The 22137-nt window shown below is 71.0% G+C and carries 19 protein-coding genes; 5 read left to right on the top strand and 14 right to left on the bottom strand.

What is annotated here, in order from left to right; all coding sequences use genetic code 11:
* From Pme01_RS08375 to mraZ, 6 genes are all read right to left on the bottom strand, one after another.
* Window positions 1-1385: UDP-N-acetylmuramoyl-tripeptide--D-alanyl-D-alanine ligase (locus Pme01_RS08375; protein ID WP_203935499.1), on the bottom strand; the 1385-nt coding region annotated here is incomplete at its 3' end.
* Window positions 1382-2848, bottom strand: coding sequence for a UDP-N-acetylmuramoyl-L-alanyl-D-glutamate--2,6-diaminopimelate ligase (locus Pme01_RS08370; protein ID WP_240947950.1), 1467 nt, complete (start codon window positions 2846-2848; stop codon window positions 1382-1384). The genes Pme01_RS08370 and Pme01_RS08375, both read right to left, overlap by 4 nt.
* Before the next feature lie 127 nt (window positions 2849-2975).
* Window positions 2976-5219 (bottom strand): peptidoglycan D,D-transpeptidase FtsI family protein, encoded by a 2244-nt coding sequence (locus tag Pme01_RS08365; RefSeq protein WP_239088083.1) that lies wholly within the window; start codon window positions 5217-5219, stop codon window positions 2976-2978.
* A gap of 3 nt (window positions 5220-5222) precedes the next feature.
* On the bottom strand, window positions 5223-5813 hold the full coding sequence (gene ftsL / locus Pme01_RS08360) for a cell division protein FtsL (protein WP_373315472.1): 591 nt from the start codon (window positions 5811-5813) through the stop codon (window positions 5223-5225).
* Between the two features lie 47 nt (window positions 5814-5860).
* Window positions 5861-6994 carry a 16S rRNA (cytosine(1402)-N(4))-methyltransferase RsmH gene (gene rsmH / locus Pme01_RS08355; protein WP_168115010.1) on the bottom strand — a complete coding sequence of 378 codons (1134 nt, stop codon included), beginning with the start codon at window positions 6992-6994 and terminating at the stop codon, window positions 5861-5863.
* A 214-nt stretch (window positions 6995-7208) separates the two neighbouring features.
* On the bottom strand, window positions 7209-7640 hold the full coding sequence (mraZ, locus tag Pme01_RS08350) for a division/cell wall cluster transcriptional repressor MraZ (RefSeq protein WP_168115009.1): 432 nt from the start codon (window positions 7638-7640) through the stop codon (window positions 7209-7211).
* 371 nt (window positions 7641-8011) lie between these two features.
* Between mraZ and Pme01_RS08345 the strand changes: the two genes are divergently transcribed.
* On the top strand, window positions 8012-9244 hold the full coding sequence (locus tag Pme01_RS08345; RefSeq protein ID WP_203935498.1) for a MurT ligase domain-containing protein: 1233 nt from the start codon (window positions 8012-8014) through the stop codon (window positions 9242-9244).
* Entirely contained in the window at window positions 9234-9944 is a 711-nt protein-coding gene (locus Pme01_RS08340; RefSeq protein WP_168115008.1) for a type 1 glutamine amidotransferase, read from the top strand. The genes Pme01_RS08345 and Pme01_RS08340 overlap by 11 nt, the downstream gene beginning before the upstream one ends.
* Window positions 9945-9972: 28 nt before the next feature.
* Here Pme01_RS08340 and Pme01_RS08335 read toward each other — a convergent pair whose 3' ends face one another.
* Genes Pme01_RS08335 through Pme01_RS08305 form a run of 7 tightly spaced genes read right to left on the bottom strand, consistent with a single transcriptional unit; the run spans window position 9973 to window position 16695 of the window.
* Window positions 9973-10803, bottom strand: coding sequence for a M55 family metallopeptidase (locus Pme01_RS08335; protein ID WP_168115007.1), 831 nt, complete (start codon window positions 10801-10803; stop codon window positions 9973-9975).
* Window positions 10800-11786 carry an isoaspartyl peptidase/L-asparaginase gene (locus Pme01_RS08330; protein WP_168115006.1) on the bottom strand — a complete coding sequence of 329 codons (987 nt, stop codon included), beginning with the start codon at window positions 11784-11786 and terminating at the stop codon, window positions 10800-10802. The genes Pme01_RS08335 and Pme01_RS08330 overlap by 4 nt, the downstream gene beginning before the upstream one ends.
* A 26-nt stretch (window positions 11787-11812) precedes the next feature.
* Window positions 11813-12799, bottom strand: coding sequence for an ABC transporter ATP-binding protein (locus tag Pme01_RS08325; protein WP_168115005.1), 987 nt, complete (start codon window positions 12797-12799; stop codon window positions 11813-11815).
* Window positions 12796-13833, bottom strand: a complete 1038-nt coding sequence (locus Pme01_RS08320) for an ABC transporter ATP-binding protein (protein WP_168115004.1) — start codon at window positions 13831-13833, stop codon at window positions 12796-12798. Before Pme01_RS08320 ends, Pme01_RS08325 begins: the two co-directional genes overlap by 4 nt.
* Entirely contained in the window at window positions 13830-14843 is a 1014-nt protein-coding gene (locus Pme01_RS08315; protein WP_168115003.1) for an ABC transporter permease, read from the bottom strand. The genes Pme01_RS08320 and Pme01_RS08315 overlap by 4 nt, the downstream gene beginning before the upstream one ends.
* Before the next feature lie 9 nt (window positions 14844-14852).
* Window positions 14853-15863: an ABC transporter permease gene (locus Pme01_RS08310; protein WP_203935497.1), complete on the bottom strand. Its 1011-nt coding sequence runs from the start codon at window positions 15861-15863 to the stop codon at window positions 14853-14855.
* Window position 15864: 1 nt separating this feature from the next.
* Window positions 15865-16695 (bottom strand): M55 family metallopeptidase, encoded by an 831-nt coding sequence (locus Pme01_RS08305; protein WP_168115002.1) that lies wholly within the window; start codon window positions 16693-16695, stop codon window positions 15865-15867.
* 217 nt (window positions 16696-16912) lie between these two features.
* Here Pme01_RS08305 and Pme01_RS08300 point away from each other — a divergent pair, with 217 nt between their 5' ends.
* The 3 genes from Pme01_RS08300 to cuyB all read left to right on the top strand — a co-directional run bounded on the left by Pme01_RS08300 (window position 16913) and on the right by cuyB (window position 20612).
* Window positions 16913-18619: an ABC transporter substrate-binding protein gene (locus Pme01_RS08300; RefSeq protein WP_168115001.1), complete on the top strand. Its 1707-nt coding sequence runs from the start codon at window positions 16913-16915 to the stop codon at window positions 18617-18619.
* 134 nt (window positions 18620-18753) lie between these two features.
* The gene (locus Pme01_RS08295; RefSeq protein WP_203935495.1) at window positions 18754-19815 is read left to right on the top strand and encodes a P1 family peptidase; all 1062 of its coding nucleotides are present in this window, start codon (window positions 18754-18756) and stop codon (window positions 19813-19815) included.
* Complete coding sequence (gene cuyB / locus Pme01_RS08290; protein ID WP_168115000.1) at window positions 19815-20612, top strand: cysteate racemase; 798 nt, start codon at window positions 19815-19817, stop codon at window positions 20610-20612. Before Pme01_RS08295 ends, cuyB begins: the two co-directional genes overlap by 1 nt.
* Here the strand turns inward: cuyB and Pme01_RS08285 are convergent.
* Complete coding sequence (locus tag Pme01_RS08285; RefSeq protein WP_168114999.1) at window positions 20580-22130, bottom strand: PucR family transcriptional regulator; 1551 nt, start codon at window positions 22128-22130, stop codon at window positions 20580-20582. The two genes, cuyB and Pme01_RS08285, sit on opposite strands and share 33 nt — an antisense overlap.
* Window positions 22131-22137: the final 7 nt, after the last annotated feature.

Raw genomic sequence — 22137 nt, 5'->3', positions numbered from 1 at the left:
TGCGCCTCCGGCGTCTCGCGCAGGGCGTCGGCCACCTGCCAGGTCCGGTAGCGCGATCCCTTGACCAGCACCACGTCACCCGATCGCAGCTCGTCGCGCAGGATCGCGACCGCCGCGTCCTGGTCGTTCACGAGCACAGCCTTCCCTCCCCAATTCACCACGGTCTCAGCGCCGGCGCCGATCGGCGCGGCCTGGTCACCCACCACCACGAGCAGGTCGACGCCGAGCTCGGCGGCGAGCCGCCCGACCTCGGCGTGCCCGGCACGTTCGTACTCGCCGAGCTCGGCCATGTAGCCGAGCACCGCGATGGTGCGCCCGGCCCGGCCCATCTCCGCCAGCGCGTGCAGCGCCGACGCGGTGGACGACGGGTTGGCGTTGTACGAGTCGTCGATGACCGTGACACCGTCGGCACGGTCGAACACTTCCATCCGCCGGCTGGACACCGTCCCGAGGCCGCTCAGGGCGGCCGCGACGTCGGGTACCGCCATGCCCAGCGAGCTGGCCACGGCGGCGGCGAGCAGCGTGTTGCCGACCTGGTGACGGCCGGCCACGCCGAGCCGCACCGAAGCCCGCTCTCCGCCCACGACCAGCTGGTACGACGCGCGTCCCCGCTCGTCGAGGACGACGCCCTCGGCCCTGACGTCCGCGTCGGCGGCCTCGCCGGCCAGCACGACCCGTCCGGGGGCCCGTTCGGACATCGAGCGTACCCGCGCGTCGTCGGCGTTGAGGACGGCGAGCCCGTCGGCCGCCAGCGAGGTGACCAGCTCGGACTTGGCCGCCGCGATGTGCTCGACCGATCCGAACTCGCCCAGGTGGGCCACGCCGACGTTGACCACGACGCCGATGTCGGGGCGGGCGATGTCGCAGAGGTAGTTGATGTGGCCGGCGCCGCGGGCGCCCATCTCCAGTACCAGGTACCGGGTGTCCTCGGTCGCCTTGAGCACCGTGTACGGCAGGCCCAGCTCGTTGTTGAACGAGCCGGCCGGGGCGACCACCGCACCGAGCTGCGGCAGCGTCTGCGCGATGAGGTCCTTGGTCGTGGTCTTACCCGACGAGCCGGTGATGCCGATCACGGTCAGGCGCGGCAGCCGGTCACGCACCGCGCGGGCCAGCCTGCCGAGCGCGACCAGGGGGTCACCGACCACGAGCATCGGTACGCCCTGGACCGGCCGGCTGCCGAGCACCGCGACCGCGCCGGCCGCCACCGCGACCCCGGCGTAGTCGTGGCCGTCGACCTTCTCCCCGGGGAACGCCACGAAGAGACCGCCCGGGGCCGCCCGGCGTGAATCGAACTCGACCGGTCCGGTCACCCGCGCGCCCGGGTCGGCGCCGACCAACTCGGCTCCGGTGAGCTCGGCGATCTCGGCGAGGGTCAGCGGGATCATCGGGGCTCCACCACCCCGACCGGCGCCGGCCCGAATCTCGCGGTCAGTGCCACCGCCAACTCCTCCCGGTCGTCGAACGGATACACCTCGACGCCCACCTCCTGTCCACGCTCGTGCCCCTTGCCCAGCAACGCGATCACGTCACCCGGGACCGCCCGCCGCACCGCCTCCTCGATCGCGGCGCGCCGCCCGTCCACCTCTACGATCTCGGCGCCACCGGTCTCACGGGCCGCGGCCAGCAGTTCGGCCCGGATCGCGGCCGGTGACTCGGTACGGGGATTGTCGTCGGTGACGATCACGACGTCCGAGCCGGCCGCGGCACCGGCGCCCATCACCGGGCGCTTGGCCCGGTCGCGGTCGCCGCCGGCGCCGATCACGCAGATGAGCCGACCGCTGCGGCCGGCCGCCAGCCGCCGGAGCGCGGTCAGGACCTCCACCACGGCGTCGGGCTTGTGCGCGTAGTCGACCACACCCAGTACCGGGCCCGGGGCCGCGATGCGCTGCATCCGGCCCGGTACGCCGGAGCAGGCGGCCACGCCGCGGGCCGCCACGGCCGGGTCGACACCGACGGCGTGCAGCGAGGCGATCGCGAGCAACGCGTTGGCGACGTTGTGCCGCCCCGGCAGGGCCACACCCGCCTCGACCGCGATGCCGTCCGGCCCGTGCGCGACGAAGCGCTGGCCGAAGTCCAGGTCGGTGATCTGCGAGGCGTGCCAGTCGCCCGCCGAGATCCCGTACGTGACGGTCCCGGGGCGGAGCAGGCGGCGCCCGTACTCGTCGTCGGCGTTGACGATCTCGACCGCGCACCGGCCGTCGAACAGCTTGGCCTTGGCCGCGAAGTAGTCGTCGACGTCGGCGTGGAAGTCGAGATGGTCGAGGCCGAGGTTGGTGAAGCCACCGACGGCGAAGCGCACCCCGCCCACCCGGCCGAGCGCGAGGGCATGGCTGGAGACCTCCATGACCACCGCGTCGACCCCGCGCTCGAGCGCCACGGCGAGCGCCGCGTGCAGGTCGGTCGCCTCCGGGGTGGTACGCGCGCTGTCCACGACGAGGTCGCCCAGGCGGGTCTCGACGGTGCCGATCAGCCCGGTGGTCCGGCCGGCGGCGGCCAGTCCCGACTCGATCAGGTACGCCGTCGACGTCTTGCCGGCGGTACCGGTGATCCCGATGACGGCGAGCCGCTCGGTGGGGTCGCCGTAGATCCGGGACGCGACGGCGCCGAGGGCCGACCGGGGATCCGCGACGACCAGGGCCGGCAGTCCGGCCGCCCGCGCGGCGTCGGCGCCGGCGGGATCGGTGAGGACCGCGACGGCTCCGGCGGCCGCCGCGGCGGCGATGAACTCGGCACCGTGACGACGGGCTCCGGGCAGGGCGGCGTAGAGGTCACCGGGCAGGACCGCGTCGCTGGCGTGGGTGACTCCGGTGACCGCGACCTGCACACGATCATCGACAGGCACCGTCAGAAGCGCAGCCAACCGGGCGAGTGGCGTCGCCGGCGTGTTGCGGGGGCGGGGGTAGCCGGACACGGGGCTAGACCCTACCGGTAGCGGTAGCGGGCACGCTGAGAAGGCGGCACACGCGGGCACCGCCTCAGCCGGTGATCGCGAACGTCGGCGGTGCGGACCCGGTGGGCGGCACCCGGTTGCGGCCCAGCGCGAACGCCATCATGTCGGCGAAAGCGGGCGCCGACACGTCGCCGCCCTCGCCCTTCGGCGTGTGGGCGAAGACACTGATCACGTAGCGCGGCGCGTCGGCCGGGGCGAAGCCGATGAACGAGGCGACCTCACCGGCGACGTACTTGCCGTCCGGCCCCACGAACTTTCCGGTACCCGTCTTGCCCGCCACCCGGTAGCCCGGCACGGCCGCCTTGCGTCCGGTCGCGCCGTCGACGGTCACCACCGCCTCCAGCATCTGGCTCAGCGCGGCCGCGTTCTGCGGCGAGAGCACCCGCTGCCGGCGCGCCGCGGGCGCCGGGGTGACCTTGCCGTCGGCCGAGATCTCGGCCTTGACCAGGTGCGGCTGCACCCACTCACCGCCGTTGGCGATCGCCGCGTACACGGCTGCCATCTGCAGCGGCGTGGCGGAGATGCCCATGCCGATCGGGATGGAGCCGTAGCTCGAGCCGCTCCAGTTCTTCGGCGGCTGGATCAGCCCGGACGCCTCGCCGGGCACCCCCTCGCCGGTCGCCTTGCCGAGCCCGAACTTCTGCTGGTACTCGTACAGCTTCTGCGCCCCCAGCTGATCAGCGATCTTGATCGTGCCGACGTTGGAGGAGTACGCGAGGATGCCCGGCAGGGTGATCTTCGTACCCTCGGGGAGCGGGTGGGTGTCTGAGTAGGTGGTGTCGGCCTTGCGGATCGTGGGCCCGATCGGCACTGTGCTGTCGGGCTTGACGACGCCCTCCTGCAGCGCGGCGCCGAGTGTGATGGCCTTGGAAACCGAACCCGGGTCGACGACAAGGTCGGTGTTGGCGTCCATCCGCTGCTTGGACGACGCCTTCAGCGGCTCGGCCGCGTCGTAGCCCGGGTAGCTGGCCTGCGCCAGCACCTCCCCGGTCTTGACGTCCATCACGACCGCCGAGGCGAAGTCCGCATGCACCTTCTTGCCCTGCTGCCCCAGCACGGACTGGACCCGGTACTGCAGGTCGCTGTCGATGGTCAGCTGGATCGACGAGCCGGGGCGGGCGGGGGTCTCCACGTGGTAGCCACCGGGGATCTCCGCGCCGACGTCGCCGCCGCCGACCTCGAAGACGCGCTTGCCCGGTTCGCCGCGCAGCACGTCGTCGTAGCTCTGCTCCAGCCCGGCCTGGCCCTTCAGCCCGTACCCGGTGAAGCCGAGGACGTTGGCGGCGAGGTCGTGGCCGGGAACGTCCCGACGCTCGTCCGGTTTGACGCGGATGCCGGCCAGGTTGAGGCTGTCCACCTTGTCGCCGACCGCCATGCTGACGCCGCGCGCGAGGTACTCGAACTGTACCGGCGTACCGTCCTTGAACGTGTGCTTGGTGACCTTCGGCAGCAGCTCGGAGACCGGCTTGCCGAGCAGCGGGGCCAGGTGCCGCGCCGTCCCCTCGGGATCGTCGATCATGCCGGGGTCGGCGTACACGAAGCGCGCCTCCACGCTGTGCGCGAGGATCTGCTGGTTGCGGTCGTAGATGGTGCCGCGCGGGGCCGGCAGGTCGACCTCGTGGATCCGGTTGACCAGCCCACGGGCCGCGTACGCCTTGGCGTCGATGAGCTGCAGCTCCACCAGTCGGCCGCTGATCACCACGAACACACCGAGGATCAGCACACCGGCCAGGCGCAGCCGGCGCCCCGTCTCGGGCAGCCGGACCTGACGCTTGGGCCGGCGGACCGGCTTGCGGGCCGGCGCGATCCGCCCCGTCCCGGTACGGCCCGCGGCCCTCGCCGCCCGGCCCGCCGCACCGGCGACGCTGCCGGCCTTTCCGGCCGCACCGCCGGCCGACCGGAAACGACCGGCAGCCGTATCGGTGCGCGCCGGTCGCCGGGTGTCCGATGTGGACGTACTCGCCGCTCCGGTGCCGGCCGTCGACCGGTCACGGGTACGCGGCGGCACGGCCCGGCCGCCCCGCCGCTGTTCGTCCGCCCCGCCCTTGACCACCTGCAGCGCGGGCCGGAACGGGTCACCGCCACGGCTGCGCTGTCCCCGCTCGGCATCGGCTTCCCGAATGCTCCGACCACGGGGGGTGTAGCGGCGGGCGTCGCCGATACCGGAACGGCCGCTGCCGCCCCGCGGCGGCGTCACCGTCGGGTCGATGACCGGGTCGGTGACGCCGCTGCGGGGAGCGCGACGCGGATCGGACGGACGGGACGGCACGCGCTACCGCCGGGTCTGGCCGGCGGGGGCGCCGTGCGACTGACCGCCGTTCTGCTGTGCCGGTGCCCGACCGGTACCGGACTGGCCGGTGGCCGGCTGCGGCACGGTGAGGACCTTGCCGTCGGGCAGCGTGATGAACGCCGGTTTGCTGTCCACCAGCCCCAGCCGCCGGGCCGCCGCGGCCAGGCTGGTCGGCGACGACTTGTCGGCCAGATCCTTGGTGAGCTCCGCCTCCGCACGGTCGAGCCGGCCCTGCTGCTTCTGCAGCGCCTCGAGCCGGAACGCGTTCTCGTTAATCTTGGTGTTGAGCACCAGGATCCCCACCACGCCCGTGATCACGGTGACCAGCACGCCGGCCACGAACGGCGCCTTCGGCACGCTGACCGGCGCCGGCGGCGCCACCCGCAGCCGAGGCAGCGTGGGACGGTCCGCGACCGTCCCTACCTCCGGCTCCGGCGCGAGCGCGGTGTTGCCCACCACCGCGGGTGCTCCGCTGCCGTACTCCCGCTCCATGGCCGCACGCCGATCCCCCGCGATCCGGCCCCCCGACCGCGGTGTAACCTGCTGCCGCCGGTACGGCAGTGTCATCGCCATATAGTTTCACCCCTTTCGCAACTTTCGAGCTGCGTTGTGGGCGGTCCTCAGTCCTGATCCGATGCGGACCGCCCGTTCCGTTCCCCGGCGCGCCGATTCGCGGTCGGCGCGCTGGGCTGATGCATTGCCTTCGGTCGGCGCGGCGGCCGGGGTTGCAGCCCCGGCCGCCTGCCGCCGTTCTTGTGCCCCGTCGGGGCATCGTCCGAACCCTGCCGTCCCGAACCCGGGCCTGCCGGATCCACCCGCTCCGCCGCACGCAGCTTCACCGACGCCGCCCGCGGATTGGCCTCCACCTCCGCCTCGCTTGGAGGCTCCGCTCCCCGGGTGAGCAGCCGGAACGTCGGTTCCGTGCCCGGCAGCTCGACCGGCAGGTCCACCGGCGCGGTCGACCTGGTCCGGGCCACCAGCGCCTGCTTCACCAACCGGTCCTCCAGGGAGTGATAGGACATCAGCACCACCCGCCCTCCGGGCGCGAGCGCGTCGAGAGCCGCCGGCAGCGCCCGTTCAAGCGCTCCCAGTTCCTCGTTGACCTCGATGCGCAGCGCCTGGAAGGTGCGCTTCGCCGGATGTCCCCCGGTACGCCTCGCCGGAGCCGGGATGGCATCCCGGACCAGTTCGGCCAGCCGCGCCGAGGACGTCAGCGGTGTCTTCGTCCGTTCCCGAACGATCGCCGCCGCAATCCGTGACGCAAATCTCTCTTCGCCATAAACCCGGAGGATCCGGGTCAACTGGCCGGCGCTGTAGGTGTTGACCACCTCTTCGGCGGTCCGCCCACGGGTCTGGTCCATCCGCATGTCCAGGCGCGCGTCCTGGGCGTACGCGAATCCCCGCGCCGCCTCGTCGAGCTGCAGCGAGGAGACTCCGAGGTCGAACAGGATCCCGTTGACCGGCCCGAGCGAGAGCCGGTCCAACACCTCGGGCAGTTCGTCGTAGACGGCGTGCACCAGGTGGGTGCGTCCGGCGAACCGGGCCAACCGCCGCCCCGCCAGCTCGAGCGCCTGGGGATCCCGGTCGAGACCGACGAGGGTCACGTCCGGGTTGGCCTCGAGGACCGCCTCCGCGTGGCCGCCGAGGCCCAGCGTGGCATCGACGTGCACCGCGCCGGGCTGTGCGAGGGCGGGGGTGAGCAGCTCGAGACACCGCTCGAGCAGAACGGGTACGTGGGTACCCCGCTCCCCCATGTCGACCCCCTCGTCACCTCAGGCCTGACGGCGATTCGCGGTCGCCGTCAGGCCTGCGTTACCAGCCCGGCCGGGTCGACGTACCGCCAGATCCCCATCCGCTCGTCCGCCTGGCACTGGGGAAGTAGAGCCAGGAGCACTAGCGGCTGGAGATCTCGCGGTACGCCACGACCGGTGTGGTGTGCGTCCCTTGTGGACTGCCATGAACTCTCGATCACAGCCCTCCGGGCAGCACCCCCTCTTCGATGTCGGCGAAGTCCTCCTCGCTCTCGGCGAGGTAGGTATCCCAGGCTTGCCGGTCCCAGACCTCCACCCGGGTGCTCGCCCCGATCACGACGAGTTCGCGGTTGAGCCCGGCATACTCCCGCAGGTGGCCCGGGATCGTGACCCGGCCCTGCTTGTCGGGCACCTCGTCGTGTGCGCTGGCGAAGAACACCCGGCTGTAAGCCCGGGCGGCCTTGTGTGTCATCGGCTGCTCACGCAGCTGACCGGCGATGCGGGCGAACTCGGCGACGGGAAACACGTACAGGCATCGCTCCTGCCCTTTGGTGATCACGACACCTCCCGCCAACTCATCCCGAAACTTCGCCGGCAGGATCAACCGGCCCTTTTCGTCCAGGCGTGGAGTGTGGGTGCCGAGAAACAACGACCCCCACCCCCTTCCCGCACTCGCGGTTCCCCCCGGGGCCGGCAGAGCCCCCGGCTCCGCCATTGCGCCCCACTCTACTCCACTTCCCTCCACCGTCAACGCGAAATTACCCCGAGTGGTCGCGCGGTGGCGCCAAAACAGGCAGGTCAGGGAGGGTGGGTCTGGGTGGAGGGCACCACCGGGCACCGCCCCAGCGGTCGTGATGCCGACACGATGATGCACGCCGACCCGTACCAAAAATCTGTTTTGGGGTTTTCGCGTCGGCGTGTCGCAGATTCTCGTGGAGCGAAGTGGGGCGACTCCCGGCACAGCGCGGGTCGCCGCCGGGCGGTAGGGTCGCCCATATCGCCGACCCCCGTGAGAGCGAGATGACGACGAAGAAGCTGCCGATGCGGGCCAAGCTCGCCACGTCGGCGACGCGCAGTGCCGCCGCGCTGTCCCGAGCCACCGGCCGCGGTGACGGTTCGGTCATCGGCGGCCGGATCGGGCTCATGATCGACCCGAACCTGCTCGCCGAACTGGCCTCCGGCCGCCAGATCGTGCTCATCTCGGGCACGAACGGAAAGACCACCACGACCCGGCTCACCACCGCCGCGATGAGCGTGCTCGGCAACGTCGCGACCAACGGCCTGGGCGCGAACATGCCGACCGGGCACACCTCGGCGCTGGCCAAGGCCGGTCCGACGCCGTACGCCGTGCTCGAGGTGGACGAGCACTACCTCGACCAGGTCCTCGACGCCACCCATCCGCGCGTCGTGGCGCTGCTCAACCTCAGCCGCGACCAGCTTGACCGGGCCAAAGAGGTCGCCATGATGGCGGCGCTGTGGCGGGAGTCCCTCGCCAAGCGCGACATCCAGGTGGTCGCCAACGCCGACGACCCGATGGTCACCTGGGCCGCGCAGGTCGCCGAGCACGTCACCTGGGTCGCCGCCGGCCAGCGCTGGCACGACGACTCGTGGGTGTGCCCCGAGTGCGGTGCCACCATCGAGCGGATGGGTGACGCCTGGTGGTGCAGCGGCTGCACGCTGCACCGGCCCGTGCCACAGTGGACGGTCCAGCACGACGGGGTGGTCGACCCCACCGGCACGTACCACGAGGTGAAGCTCCAGCTGCCGGGCCGGGTCAACCGGGCCAACGCGGCCACCGCACTCGCCGTCGCGGCCCATTTCCGGGTACGGATAGCCGACGCCCTGGCACGGATGACCGAGGTGAAGTCGATCGCCGGTCGCTACGCCATGGTCGAGCGCGACGGCCGCATGATCCGGCTGCTGCTCTCCAAGAACCCGGCCGGCTGGCTCGAGGCGTTCGACATGGCCGACAACGTGCCGACACTGCTGGCCATCAACGCCCGCGACCCCGACGGCCTGGACACCTCCTGGCTGTACGACGTGGACTTCTCGCCGCTGCGCGGTCGCCACGTGCTGATCACCGGGGACCGCGCGATGGACCTCGCGGTACGCCTGACCGTCAACGGCATCGCGTTCCAGCACGTACCGTCGTTCGGCCGGGCCCTGGCCTCGGTACCGCCGGGGCGGCTGGAAGTGATCGCCAACTACACCGCGTTCCAGGACATCCGAGCGGAGCTCGACCGTGTCAACTGATTCCCAGCTGCGCCTGGTCTGGGTCTACCCCGACCTGCTGTCGACCTACGGCGACCGGGGCAACCTGCTGATCCTGGCCCACCGGGCCGGCCTGCGCGGGCTGCCCGTGGCCAGCGTCGAGGTCCGCTCCGACCAGGCCCTGCCGGTCGACGGTGACATCTACCTGCTCGGCGGCGGGGAGGACGGGCCGCAGTCGCTGGCGTCCCAGCGGCTGCTCGCCGACGGCGGCCTGCACCGTGCCGTCGACCGGGGCGCCGTCGTCTTCGCCGTCTGCGCCGGGTACCAGCTCCTGGGCAACTCCTTCTACGCCAAGGGCACCGAGTGCCGCGGCCTGGAGCTGCTGGACCTCACGTCCGACCGCGGCCCCAGCCGGGCCGTCGGCGAGCTGGCCGGCGACATCGACTCCCGGCTCGGGCTCCCCCGGCTGACCGGGTTCGAGAACCACGGCGGGCGTACCCACCTCGGCCCCGAGGTCTACCCCCTCGCCCGGGTCACCACGGGCATCGGCAACGACGGCCAGACCGAAGGCGCGTGGCGCGGCAAGATCCTGGGCACGTACTCGCACGGCCCGGCGCTCGCCCGCAACCCGGCCCTCGCCGACCTGCTGCTGAGGTGGGCCACCGGCAGCATGCTTCCGCCCGTCGACGACGCATGGCCGGACGCGCTGCGTAAGGAGCGCCTGAGCGCGGTCGCTTCATGACCGCGTAGCGAGGCGCGCAGGCCTGCCCTCACACCTCCGTGGCGATCCCTCGGGTCAGCAGGACGCTGGTGATGAAGGTCCGGAAGAGCCGCAGCAGATCCGTATCGCTGGCGCGGGTGGTACGGGCGGAGACGCGCTCGGTACCCCGGATCCAGGTGGCCATCTCCGCCATGTCCGCGGTTCGCCAGCTCACCTCGAGGGTCGACGGACTCGGAAGCTCAAGGGCCTTGGCTTCCGCGAGGCCCTTCAGCGCCTCGGTCGCGGCGGCCCGGATGAGTTCCCGCGCGGCGTACGGGTGCATGCTGCTCGCGGCGAAGCGGGAGATCGACTCCTTGACAACAGCGGTGTGCACGTCGGGCAGCACCGCTCTGGTCTCCTGGCAGGCGGTCTGGTCACCGGTGACGAGGACGACGGGAACACCGAAGTGGGCCGCCACGAGGGCGTTGATGCCCGACTCACCGACCACCTCCCCGTTGAGGCGCACCTCGGTGACCGCCCGCGGGTTGTAGGTGTGCGACAGCACCGCCGGGTCCCCGCCCATGGAGCCGTGGTACGAGACGAGGAAGACCGCGTCGAAGGACGCGTCGAGCCCCTCCATCATGTACAGCGGCTTGTGCCGGCCGGCGATGTAGGTGGCGTTGCCGTGAAGCTGATCCGGCGGCAGGTTGCGCATGACGGAGTGCGAGTCGTTGACGACGATCTCGGTGGCTCCGGCGGCCAGTGCACCGTCGATGGCCGCGTTGACCTCCGCGAGGAGGAGCGCGCGCCCGGCCATGGCTTCCGGGCCGTCGCCGACGCACTGCGCCCAGTCGACGATGCCCGCTGTTCCCTCCATGTCCGTGGACAGGTAAACCTTCACGGCTGACTCCCCGTTTCGACTCCGATGAAAAAGTGATTGCTGATGACGGCCCTGGGCAGGAACTCGGGTTCGGTGTGGTCGCCGGTCATCAGGCCGTAGGTCGCGCCGGTCACCGTGGCCGCGCCGGCGTGCTGACCGTCAGCGGTGAGGCAGAGCGTCCGCACCTGGGCGCGGAACGGGTCGGCGAGGGACATCGTCCGCTCCAGCGCGGTCACGCACGCCTCCTCGGGTGACAGTCCGTCGGCCAGGCCGTCGACGACGGTTCGCGCGGTACCCGCACGGATGGCCAGTTCACCGCGGCCGGTGCAGGCGGCTCCCCCGTACCGACCGTCGCAGTAGTTGCCGGCCCCGATCACCGCGGAGTCGCCGACCCGCCCGGGGTACTTCCACGGGTACCCGCTCGTGCTCACCCCCGTACAGAGCCGCCCGGCGCCGTCCAGCGCGATGACGTTGATCGTGCCCCACGGATGCCGGTGTGGTGGCTCCATCGCCTGAATGCGCGCGAGCACGGAGCGCCGGTACGCCGTCTCGCCCGCTCCCTGCGTACGCTCGGCCTCGTCCAGGGCTTCCGGCGTGAGCCCCTCCTTCCAGAGCCGGACCGCTTCCTCCGTCAGGGTCGTACCTCGTGGGATCGCGCACTCGTCGGCGAAGCGCTCCGCACCGCGGCCGACCAGCATGGCGTGCTGCGGAAGCTGCTCGCAGACCGCCCGGGCGATGGTGATGGGGTGCGGGAACCCGGTCACGGCTCCTACCGCACCCGCCGCCAGGGTGGATCCGTCCATGATGGACGCGTCGAGCTCCACCTCGCCCAACAGGTTGGGGATCCCCCCGACCCCCACGTAATGGTCGGCCTCGTTCGCTTCCGCGGCCCGCAGGGCGATCTCGACCGCGTCCATGGCGCTGCCCCCTGCGCGCAGGGCACGCATCGCCTCGACCAGCCCGACCTCGCCCCGCTCGCTGGCGATGATGACGGGTGAACCCATCCGCACGTGCGTTCCTCTCCTTCGGGTTACACAGCCGGGAAGTGACACGCGGCCCAGTGGCCGGGCGCGTGCTCGGAGTACTCGGGTGTCACGTCGGCGCAGACCTGCTGGGCCTTCGGGCAGCGGGTGCGGAACACGCACCCGGACGGCGGGTCCGACGGGCTCGGCAGGTCGCCCTGGAGCACGATCTTCTCGCGCGAGCGTTGCCGTACCGGGTCCGGCAGCGGGGCCGCGGAGAGCAGGGCATGCGTGTACGGGTGGAGCGGGTGCTCGTACAGCGCGTCGCTCGGGGCGCTCTCCATGACCTTGCCCAGGTACATGACGGCGACCCGGTCCGAGATGTGCCGGACCACGGAGAGATCGTGCGCGACGAAGACGTACGCGATGCCCTGCTCGTCCTGGATGTCCTCCAGCAGATTGATGATCTCGGCCTGGATGGACACGTCGAGAGCTGAGACGGGCTCGTCGCAGACGATCAGCTTGGGCTGTACCGCGAGCGCCCGGGCGATCCCGATGCGCTGGCGCTGCCCGCCGGAGAACTCGTGCGGGTACCGGTTGTAGTGCTCCGGGCTGAGCCCGACGCGGCTCAGCAGATCACGTACGGCGGTCCGGATGCCGTTCGGCGTCTTGATCTGCTGGATCTCGAACGGCGCGGCGAGGATGGTGCCGACCGTGTGCCGAGGGTTGAGCGACGAGAACGGGTCCTGGAAGATCATCTGCATCTCCCGCCGCAGCCGCCGCAGTTCCTCGCGCCCGACGCCGGTGATGTCGCGCCCGTCGAACTCGATCCGACCGCTCGTGGGTTCCAGCGCCCGGAGCATGGTGCGCCCCGTCGTCGACTTGCCGCAGCCGGACTCACCCACCAGCCCCAGCGTCTCGCCGCGGGCCACCTCCAGGCTCACGCCGTCGACCGCCTTCACCACGGACGCGCGGCGCCTGCCCAGGCCCGCCCTGGCGGGGAAGTGCTTGCGCAGCTCGGTGACGCGCAGCAGCGGTTCCGAAGGAGAAGTCATCGCACACCGTCCTTCATGTTCCCCAGGACCCGGGCCCGCTCGGCGGCCTCGAGGTGGCACCGCACCAGATGGCCCGGCTCGGTCGTGGCCAACTGAGGCGCCGACGTGACGCACGCGTCGCCCTCGACCAGTCCGCGGTAGGCGCAGCGGGGGTGGAACCGGCAGCCGGCCGGAGGCGCGATCAGCGACGGCGGTGAGCCGGCGATGGTCGCCAGGCGCTGCCCACGCGGGTTCTCGACGCGGGGCATCGAGGCGAGCAGGCCCCAGGTGTACGGCATCTGCGGGCGGTAGAAGACGTCAGCGACCGCGCCCTGTTCGACCGCATGGCCCGCGTACATGACGAGCACGTCGTCGGCGATGTCGGCGACCACGCCCAGGTCGTGCGTGATCACGATGATGGCCGAGCCGAACTCCTGCTGCAGTTTCTTCATCAGCTCGAGGATCTGCGCCTGGACGGTCACGTCCAGGGCGGTGGTCGGCTCGTCCGCGATGAGCAGCCGGGGATCGTTGACCAGCGCCATCGCGATCATCGCCCGTTGGCGCATGCCGCCGGAGAACTGGTGCGGGTACTCGTGGAGCCGGCGCCCGGCGTTGGGGATGCCGACCAGGTCGAGCATCTCCTCCGCGCGCGCCAGCGCCTGGCGCTTGCCGACCGAGTGGTGCACCCGGTACGCCTCGGCGATCTGCCTCCCGACCGTGTAGTAGGGGTGCAGGGCCGACAGCGGGTCCTGGAAGATCATGGCGATCTCGTTGCCCCGCAGCCGCCGTAGCTCCCGGGTCGGCAGGCCGAGCAGGTCGACGCCGTCGAAGGAGATGCTGCCGGACACCTGCGCCCGGGTACCGCGGTGCAGCCCGAGAATCGCCTGGCTGGTGACCGACTTGCCGGAGCCGGACTCCCCGACGATGCCCAGGGTGCGCCCGGGTGCGAGGGAGAACGACAGTCCGTCGACGGACCTGACGAGCCCGTCCGCCGTGGGGAAGTGCACCCGCAGGTCGCGGACGTCCAGGAGGGTGCGTGCTTGCTGCTCGGTCATCGCAGGGTCACTCTCGGGTCGAGGAACGCGTACAGCAGGTCAACCACGAAGTTGAAGAGCACGATGACGAACGCCGACAGCAGGACGACCGCCACGATCACCGGCAGGTCGAGCTGCTGGATCGCGTACACGCCGGTCTTGCCGATGCCGTTGAGGTTGAACACCGTCTCGGTGATGGCCGCGCCGGCGAGCACCCCGCCGAGGTCCAGCCCCGCAATCGTGACGATCGGCGTGAGAGCGGCGCGCATGGCGTGCCGGGCGATGACCGCCCACTCCGGTACACCCTTCGCCCGGGCGGTGCGGATGTAGTCCTCCGACAGCGTCTCGAGCATGTTCGCGCGGGTGAGCCGGACGTAGAGGGCGGCGAAGACCATGGCCAGGGTGATCCAGGGAAGGATCATTCCCTGGGCCCAGGCAACCGGGTCGTCGAGGAACGGCGTGTACCCCGCCGCGGGGGCGAGACCGTACTTGATCGAGACGATGTTCAGCAGCAGGAGCCCGATGAAGAACGTGGGCAGGGAGTACGCCACCAGCGACGCGCTGACGAGCCCTCGTTCGAGGAGGGTTCCCCGCTTGAGCGCCGACAGCACGCCGATCCCGACGCCGCCGACGATCCACAGGACGAAGGCGCCGACCGCGATGGACGCCGTGATCGGAAACGCATCCTTGATCATCTTGGACACCAGCTGCCCCTGGGTCACGGAGTAGCCGAGGCAGGGCGCAGGGCAGTGCGTGATGGACTGCGGGCTGTTCTTCGCGATCACCGGGTCGTCGGGGAAGTCACGCTCGCTCACCAGCCCCTTCATGAAGTCCAGGTACTGGGTGACGATCGGCTTGTCGTACCCGAGCGCGTGCCGGTTCGCCTCGATGATCGCGGGTGTGCAGTTCTTCCCGCAGGTGAGGCGGGCCGGGTCGGCCGGTACCGCGAAGAACAGCGCGAAGACGGAGATGCTGATCAGGACGAGCATCCCGACGATCGAAAGCAGCCGCTTGAGGATGTACTGGAACATGGTCGGCTCTCACCTCCCTCCGGCGCGGTCGGAACGTGGATCCAGTGCGTCCCGGAGCCCGTCGCCGAACTGGTTGAAGGCGAGGACGACGATGAACAGGGTCAGTCCGGGAGCGAGGAAGTACGTCGGATCGGCCGTGGCGTAGTTGACGGAGTCCTGGAGCAGGTTGCCGAGGGTCGGCGTGGGCGGCACGATCCCGACCCCGAGGAAGGACATCGCGGCCTCGGCCGAGATGTACGTGGGCAGCACCAGGGTCGAGTACACGAGGATCGGTGCCCACAGGTTGGGCAGCAGCTCCTTGAAGTTGATCCGGCTGCGCCGGGCGCCGAGCATCTCGGCGGCCTCGACGAACTCCCGCTCCCGCAGGGAGAGCACCTGACCGCGGATGATCCGGGCGAAGTAGGGCCAGCCGAAGAAGCCGAGGACCGCGATGATGTACGTGACCTTCGACGGGTTGCCGGAGGGGATGCCGGCGTCGGTGAGGCGCTGCACGAGTACGGGCGAGAGCGCGATGAGCATCAGCAGCTGCGGGAAGGCGAGGATGAGGTCGATCAAACGGCCGATGGACCAGTCGGCGGCGCCCCGGTAGAACCCCGCGACCAGGCCGAGGACGACACCGAGGCCGACGCTGACGATCGTCGCCGCGACCGCGATGGCCGTGTCGAGCGTGATCCCGAGCAGGATTCGCGAGAGCAGGTCACGACCGGTCTGCGGCTCGACCCCCAGCGGGTGCTGGAGGCTGATGCCTCCGAACGCACCCGTGGGCATCGCGCCCGGCCCCTGTACGAGGTCGGGATGCAGGGTCGTCGCGTCGATGACGCCGACCGCCTGCAGGATCGGCGCGACGACGGCGATGACCGCGAAGACGACGATCGCGACGAACGCGACCATCGCCACCCGGTTGGCCCGCAGGCGGGCGCGGGCGATCTGCCACGGGGACCGGCCGGCGACCGAGGTCGGAGCCTCTTCGGCTGTTGTGGGGAGCGGCTCTGCCGCGAACTCCCCGGCGGAAAGTGTCACCCTAGACGTCCTCGGCTACGACCCTGGTGAGGGTGATGGCGGCGATGAAGCGGCGGTAGAGGGCGAGCAGGTCACTGTCGCTGATCTCGGTCGTTCGGGGTCCCGTGCGTTCGATCCCGCGTACCCACGTCGCCATGTCCGCCATGTCGGGGGTACGCCAGTGGATCTCCAACGTGGACGGCGTCGGGAAGGGCCGCCCCGCGACGCGGTCCAGCGTCGTCAGGGACCGCTCGGCGGCGTCCCGGATCACCGCACAGGCGCGGCGGGGATGCAGGCTCGCGGCGGCCGCCCGGGTGATGGAGTCCTTGACCACGGCGGTCGTGATGTCGGGCAGCACATCGACCGTCTCGGCGCAGCCGGTCTGGTCTCCGGTCACCAGCACGACCGGTACGCCGTAGTGCGCGGCGACGAGGGCGTTGATGACGGACTCGCCCACCACCTGCCCGTTGAGCCGGGCCTCGGCGACCGCGCGGGGGTTGAAGGAGTGCGACATATTGCCCAGCTCGGAACCCATCGAGCCGTGGTAGGAGACGAGGAAGGCCGCGTCGAAGCTGTCGTCGAGGCCCTCCATCATGTCGGTGGGCCGGTGCCAACCGGTGATCAGCGTGGCCTCGCCGTGCAGGTCGTCCGGTGCGAGGTTGCGCATCGCCGCGTGCCCGTCGTTGACGAGGAACTCGGTCGCGCCCGCGGCGATGGCGCCGTCGATCGCGGCGTTGACCTCGCCGAGGAGCAGGCGCCGGCCGGCCATCGCCTCCGGACCGTCACCAACGCACTGCGCCCAGTCCACGACACCGGCAGTGCCTTCCATATCTACTGAGATGAAGACTCGCATCGGCCCCTCGCCTCGCGCTCACGCCACTTGATCTGCGCACGCTAGCGGCCGGCCGGCCACCGTTCCTTGTGTCCGACACCGAATCGGACGGCTCCAGATTGGATGAACCCACAATCCCGGGCGCGGCCTGCGGACCTAGCATTCCCGCCATCCCTGGACACGCCGAGCCATGCGGCCCGACCTCCAAGGACACCCGGTCATGAACAGGAGCGTGCACGTGGGAAACGCAAAACATCGACGGTTGGCCGCGGCGGGTGCGATTGCCGTCAGCGCGCTGACCGCACTGGCTGGCTGCGGCGGCGGCTCGCAGAAGAACGCCGACAGCGCAGGCGCCGGCGCCAAGGGAGGCACCCTCTACCTGGTGAACTCCTCCGCCATGACGCACCTCGATCCGCAGCGGATCTACCCCAACCGCACCATGGCGTTCTCGTCGCGGACCTTCATCCGGACGTTGACGACGTTCGCGCCGGGCACCGCCGATCTCGTGGCTGATGCGGCCACCGACACCGGCAAGGCCAGCGACGGCGCCAAGACCTGGACCTTCACTCTGCGCGACGGCGTGAAGTGGCAGGACGGCAAGGCCGTCACCTGTGAGGACTTCAAGTACGGGATCTCGCGGACCTTCGCCACGGACACGATCACGGCCGGCCCGCTGTTCGCGATCGCGTACCTCGACATCCCGAGCAAGCCGGACGGGTCGTCGCAGTACGAGGGCCCGTACAAGAAGACCGGCCAGGAGCTGTACGACAAGGCCGTGCAGTGCACCGACGCCAAGACCATCGTCTTCCACACCAAGCACCCGGTCGCTGACCTCAACAACGTCCTGGCCCTTCCCGGCTACGGAGCCGTCCGCCAGGACAAGGACACCGGGGCGAAGTTCGACTTCACCCTGTTCTCGGACGGGCCCTACATGCTCGAGGGCACGTGGAACCCCCAGACCGGGGGCACGCTGGTCCGCAACCCCAACTGGGACCCGTCCACGGACTCGGTCCGCAAGGCGCTGCCCGACAAGATCGTCGTCGAGCAGGGGGTGAACGCCCAGACCGTGTCGCAGCGGATGGTCTCCGACGGCGGCAACGACAAGTACGCGTACACCAACACCCGGCTCGACCCCTCGGTCATTCCCCAGGTGCTGAGCAACCCGGCGCTCAAGAAGCGCTCGGTCAACGACGTCGGTGGCTTCGTCGACTACCTCTCGGTCAACGTCAAGCACATTCCCGATCTCAAGGTTCGGCAGGCGCTGGCACTGGCCACCGACAAGACCACGTACCGGGTGGCGATGGGCGGCGACACCTACGGCGAGTACGCCACCACGATCATGAGCAAGACCATCGCGGGCTGGAAGAACTTCAACGTTCTGAAAGCTCCGCCGGAGGGCGATCTCGCCCGGGCAAAGGCCCTGCTCCAGGAGGCCGGGGCGCCCCAGCCCTACCCGATCACGTACGGGTACCAGCAGTCGCCGGTGCAGGACAAGGTCGCCGCGGCGCTCCAGGCGTCGTGGGAGAAGGCCGGATTCAAGGTCACGCTCAAGCCGATGGGTGACAACTACTACGACGTCCTCGCCAACCCGACCCAGAACCCGGACGTCGCGTGGGTCAGCTGGGTCGCGGACTGGCCGTCGGGCTCCACCGACATCCCGGCGCTGTTCGACTCCCGGGTCAACATCTCGAAGAACAACCTGGGTAACGACTTCAGCGAGTTGGCTGACCCCGAGCTGAACGCCAACATCGACAAGGCGTGGGCCATCGCCGACAAGGCCGAGCAGGACAAGGCGTGGGGTGACCTGGACGAGCAGGTGGTCAAGACCGGCGCCGTGATCCCGCTGGTGTACCAGAAGTACTTCTACATGCAGGGGTCCGGCGTGAAGGGGATGAAGCACTTCTTCGGTGGCTTCCCCGACATCGCCGAGGTCTCGGTCCGGTAGTCACGGGTCAGGCCAGACGGTCCCGGCCGGCGGTCGCCACGGCGGCCGGCACGGGACCGTCCGGCGGATCAGATCCGACGAAGGTCCGTTCGTACCGATGCCGGCGCCGCGCCGGCGAGGAGGGTCCACTTCGCATGAGTCTCGTCGAGTCCGGCGGCCGCCAGCACCCGACAGCCGAGCTGCGTCGGCTGATGGGGCCGGCCTGGAGGTTCGCGCCCGGAGCCGCAAACGGGATCACGGACGTGGCGGGAGTGACCGTGGGACACTCCACGCTCCTGGACCCCGAGCAGGGCACCTGCACCGGCGTCACCGTCGTGCAGCCGTGCCCGGGCGTGGTCCACCGCCCGGTCGCCGCGGCGGTGCACGTCATCAACGGGTACGGCAAGTCGGTCGGACTCATGCAGATCGAGGAGCTGGGCGAGCTCGAGTCGCCGATCGCCCTCACCGGCGTCTTCGGCATCCCCGACGTACTGCGGGCCCTCGTGGACCACCTGCTGGTGGAGGACCCCGACCTCGGCAGCGAGAAGTCCGGCCGGTCGGTCAACGCCGTGGTGATGGAGTGCAACGACAGCCGGATGCACGACCCCCGGATCACGCGTCCGGGCGCCGCGGAGGTCGCCGAGGCGATCCGCGGGGCCAGCACGGGCCCGGTGCCGCAGGGACCGGTGGGCGCCGGCGTCGGCATGAGCACCTTCGGCTTCGCCGGCGGTATCGGAACCTCCTCCCGGGTCCTGCCGCTCGACGGGTCGGCCCACCACATCGGCGCCCTCGTCCTCACGAACTTCGGACGGCGCGAAGACCTCGTCATCGCGGGCCGGCCGGTGGGTCAGCAGCTGCTGCCCGCCACCGCGACCGCCGCCAGCCTCGGCGGTTCGGTGATCGTCGTACTGGCCACGGACCTTCCGACCACCTCGGCACAGTTGAAGCGGCTGGCGCGCCGGGCGCAGAACGGGCTCGCGCGTACCGGCTGCACCACGTCCGGTTCGAGCGGGGAGGTCGTGCTCGCCTTCTCGACCGCCCGCGGGCCCGACCTCGCGCGGGAGCCCCTCGACCTGGCGTTCGCGGCGGTCGCCGAGTGCGTCGAGGAGGCGGTGCTCAACTCGCTGTGCCACAGCGTGCGGGTACACGGGCGCGCCGATCGCTTCCGGGAGCCGTTCCCCGTCGAGCGGCTGCCCGAGCTGCTGGGTGCGCGTTGATGTCCACCGCACAGGTCGCGGCCTCGCGGCCGGAGCCGTCAGCCGCCCGGCGCTCACCCGTACTGGGAGTCATGGGAGGGATGGGACCCGCCGCGACGGCGGAGTTCCTCCGCCGCCTGATCGAGGCCACCCCGGCCGGTCGGGACCAGGACCATCTCCACGTACTCGTCGACAACGACCCGTCGGTTCCCGACCGCACCGCCGCGCTCCTGGGCGAGGGGCCGGACCCCACGCCGTACCTGCTGACCATGGCCAGGCGGTTGGCCGCGGCCGGAGCACAGCTGCTGGTGATGCCCTGCAACACCGCGTCCGCCTTCGCGACCCGGTTGGCCGACGAGATCTCGGTGCCGTTGCTGCGCTGGGACGCCGCGGTCGCGGCGGGCCTCACCCGGCGCAGGCCCGGTATCGCCCGGCTGGGTCTGCTGGCCACCTCCGGAACGCTCGCCTCCGGCGTCTACCAGCAGGTCCTGGCACGCGTCGGCGTCGAACTGGTGGTTCCGGACGCCGCCGCGCAGGAGCGGGTGATGGCGCTGATCCGGGCGCGCAAGGGCGGTGTCCCCGGCCGCCAACTGCTCACCGATCTCCACGACGCCGCCGTCGACCTGCGTTCGGCCGGCGCGCAGGAGGTCCTCCTCGCCTGCACCGAGCTGTCCGACATCGCTCAGGGCTCCGGCCCGGGATGGCTGGACGCCATGGACCTGGTCGTGGAGCGCCTCCTGCTGGTCGCCGACGCGTGGGCCGCCTCCGACGGGCGGCCACCGTTCTCAACCGCGCCAGGCCTTCTCACCGGCGAGTAGCCGTAGCTGGAGCCACAACACCAGGCGGTCGTCGGGGTCGGCCAGATCGACCCCGAGCAGTTCCTGGACCTTCTGTACGCGGTACCGGACGGTGTTCGCGTGCACACCGCAGGCGCTGGCCGCCTTCGCGGCGTCGCCGAGCGCGTCCAGGTACGCCCGGAGCGTACTCACGTACGCCTGCCCGGACGGCCGTTCGGTGTCGAGCAGGCGCTGGAGGCGTGGGTCGTCGAGCAGTCGGAGCGCCTCCCTGCTCTCGCCCAGTCGATGCAGCAGCACCTGGCTGGCCAGGACGGTGTACGACGCGATCCGCGGGAGATCCTGCCGGTGCCGGAGCAGGCCGAGTAGCTCGTCGGCGGACTGCCGGGACCGGGGGATCTCCTCGACACCGTGCACGGCCGTGCCGACCGCGGCGATCAGGTCCACCCGCAGGCTCTGCCGCAGGTGCTCCGCCACCCCCTGCACGACGCGGTCGGAGTCGACGGGGCGTTCGCGGCCGGTGCCGAGAACGAGGTACAGGCGGTCGTCCTCCACCGTGACGGCGTGCTGCTGGCGGAAGGCGCTGAGGTAGACGTTCAACGACGACCGCGCCCGGGTGGCCCAGTGCACGGAGTTCGGGCCATCCGCGTCAGCGGGTACCAACACCACCACGACGCTGGTGGCCGTCCGCCGAGCCCACTCGGCGTTCGAGGCGACATCGCCCGAGCCGCGCAGGAGTTGACCCGCCGTGGTGCCCGACGCCGAGGCCGCCAGGGCCCGCCGCGTCCGCTCCTTCAGGATGTAGAGCGAGGCCAGTTCCGCCGAGTCCGAGAGCAGTTGCAGCGCGTCGGGTGTGGACCGGCCGTCGACGTCGTCGACCCAGATGGAGCCCAGTAGCTCGCCACCGGCACGAAGCGCGACCGCGATCCTGCCGTGCCGATCGTTGAGGGGCGGGAAACGAACCGGTACGGGGCTCACGGCCACTTCCCGATAGCCCTCGTCGGTCTGCTCGGTATGGGGGACCCGGCGCTGGAGGATCCCCCGCTGGCGCACCCAGTCGATCTCCTGCCCCTCGACGGTCGAGTAGGCGAGGATGTTCTTGTCCGCATCCTCCACCAGCACCGCGCCGCGCACCGCCGTCGCGACCACGTTGGCCAGATCGAACAGGTCCGACTCGACGTCGACGCCGGGGACGCGTACCCCCGACGCCTGGATCGCGGCCCGCGCCAGGGCGTGCACGTGGCTCCAGTCGGCGTCGGGCACGCTCTCCAGGATCGACACGTCGCCCGCGGGAAGGCCGCCGTCGCACACTCCGGCGCGGAACACCACCGCCGCGGCGCGCCGCTGCTCGACCTCCGCGAGAACCGCCCTGGCCGAATCCCGGTCCCCCACCCCGATCGCCAGCACGAGACAGCCCTGGCCGATGGCCGACACGTCCGCCCAGTCGAAGAACCGGACGCTGGTCACGTCGGCGTGTCCGCCTCCGGCGTGGTGGCGGCGCACGTTGTGACCCAGCTGTGCGACCAGGTCTTCCAGTAACACGGCGCGG

Source organism: Planosporangium mesophilum (assembly GCF_016863255.1).
Taxonomy (GTDB): domain Bacteria; phylum Actinomycetota; class Actinomycetes; order Mycobacteriales; family Micromonosporaceae; genus Planosporangium; species Planosporangium mesophilum.
Note: the sequence above shows the minus strand (reverse complement) of the source record. Positions and strands in the feature narration are given on the sequence as shown.

What these genes read in the sequence shown, in the direction of transcription:
- Pme01_RS08320 (WP_168115004.1), bottom strand. Translation starts at nt 13,833, where the DNA reads ATGACCGAGCAGCAAGCACGCACCCTCCTGGACGTCCGCGACCTGCGG.
- Pme01_RS08305 (WP_168115002.1), bottom strand. Translation starts at nt 16,695, where the DNA reads ATGCGAGTCTTCATCTCAGTAGATATGGAAGGCACTGCCGGTGTCGTG.
- cuyB (WP_168115000.1), top strand. Translation starts at nt 19,815, where the DNA reads ATGTCCACCGCACAGGTCGCGGCCTCGCGGCCGGAGCCGTCAGCCGCC.
- Pme01_RS08295 (WP_203935495.1), top strand. Translation starts at nt 18,754, where the DNA reads ATGAGTCTCGTCGAGTCCGGCGGCCGCCAGCACCCGACAGCCGAGCTG.
- Pme01_RS08315 (WP_168115003.1), bottom strand. Translation starts at nt 14,843, where the DNA reads ATGTTCCAGTACATCCTCAAGCGGCTGCTTTCGATCGTCGGGATGCTC.
- ftsL (WP_373315472.1), bottom strand. Translation starts at nt 5,813, where the DNA reads ATGGCGATGACACTGCCGTACCGGCGGCAGCAGGTTACACCGCGGTCG.
- Pme01_RS08325 (WP_168115005.1), bottom strand. Translation starts at nt 12,799, where the DNA reads ATGACTTCTCCTTCGGAACCGCTGCTGCGCGTCACCGAGCTGCGCAAG.
- rsmH (WP_168115010.1), bottom strand. Translation starts at nt 6,994, where the DNA reads ATGGGGGAGCGGGGTACCCACGTACCCGTTCTGCTCGAGCGGTGTCTC.
- Pme01_RS08330 (WP_168115006.1), bottom strand. Translation starts at nt 11,786, where the DNA reads ATGGGTTCACCCGTCATCATCGCCAGCGAGCGGGGCGAGGTCGGGCTG.
- Pme01_RS08345 (WP_203935498.1), top strand. Translation starts at nt 8,012, where the DNA reads ATGACGACGAAGAAGCTGCCGATGCGGGCCAAGCTCGCCACGTCGGCG.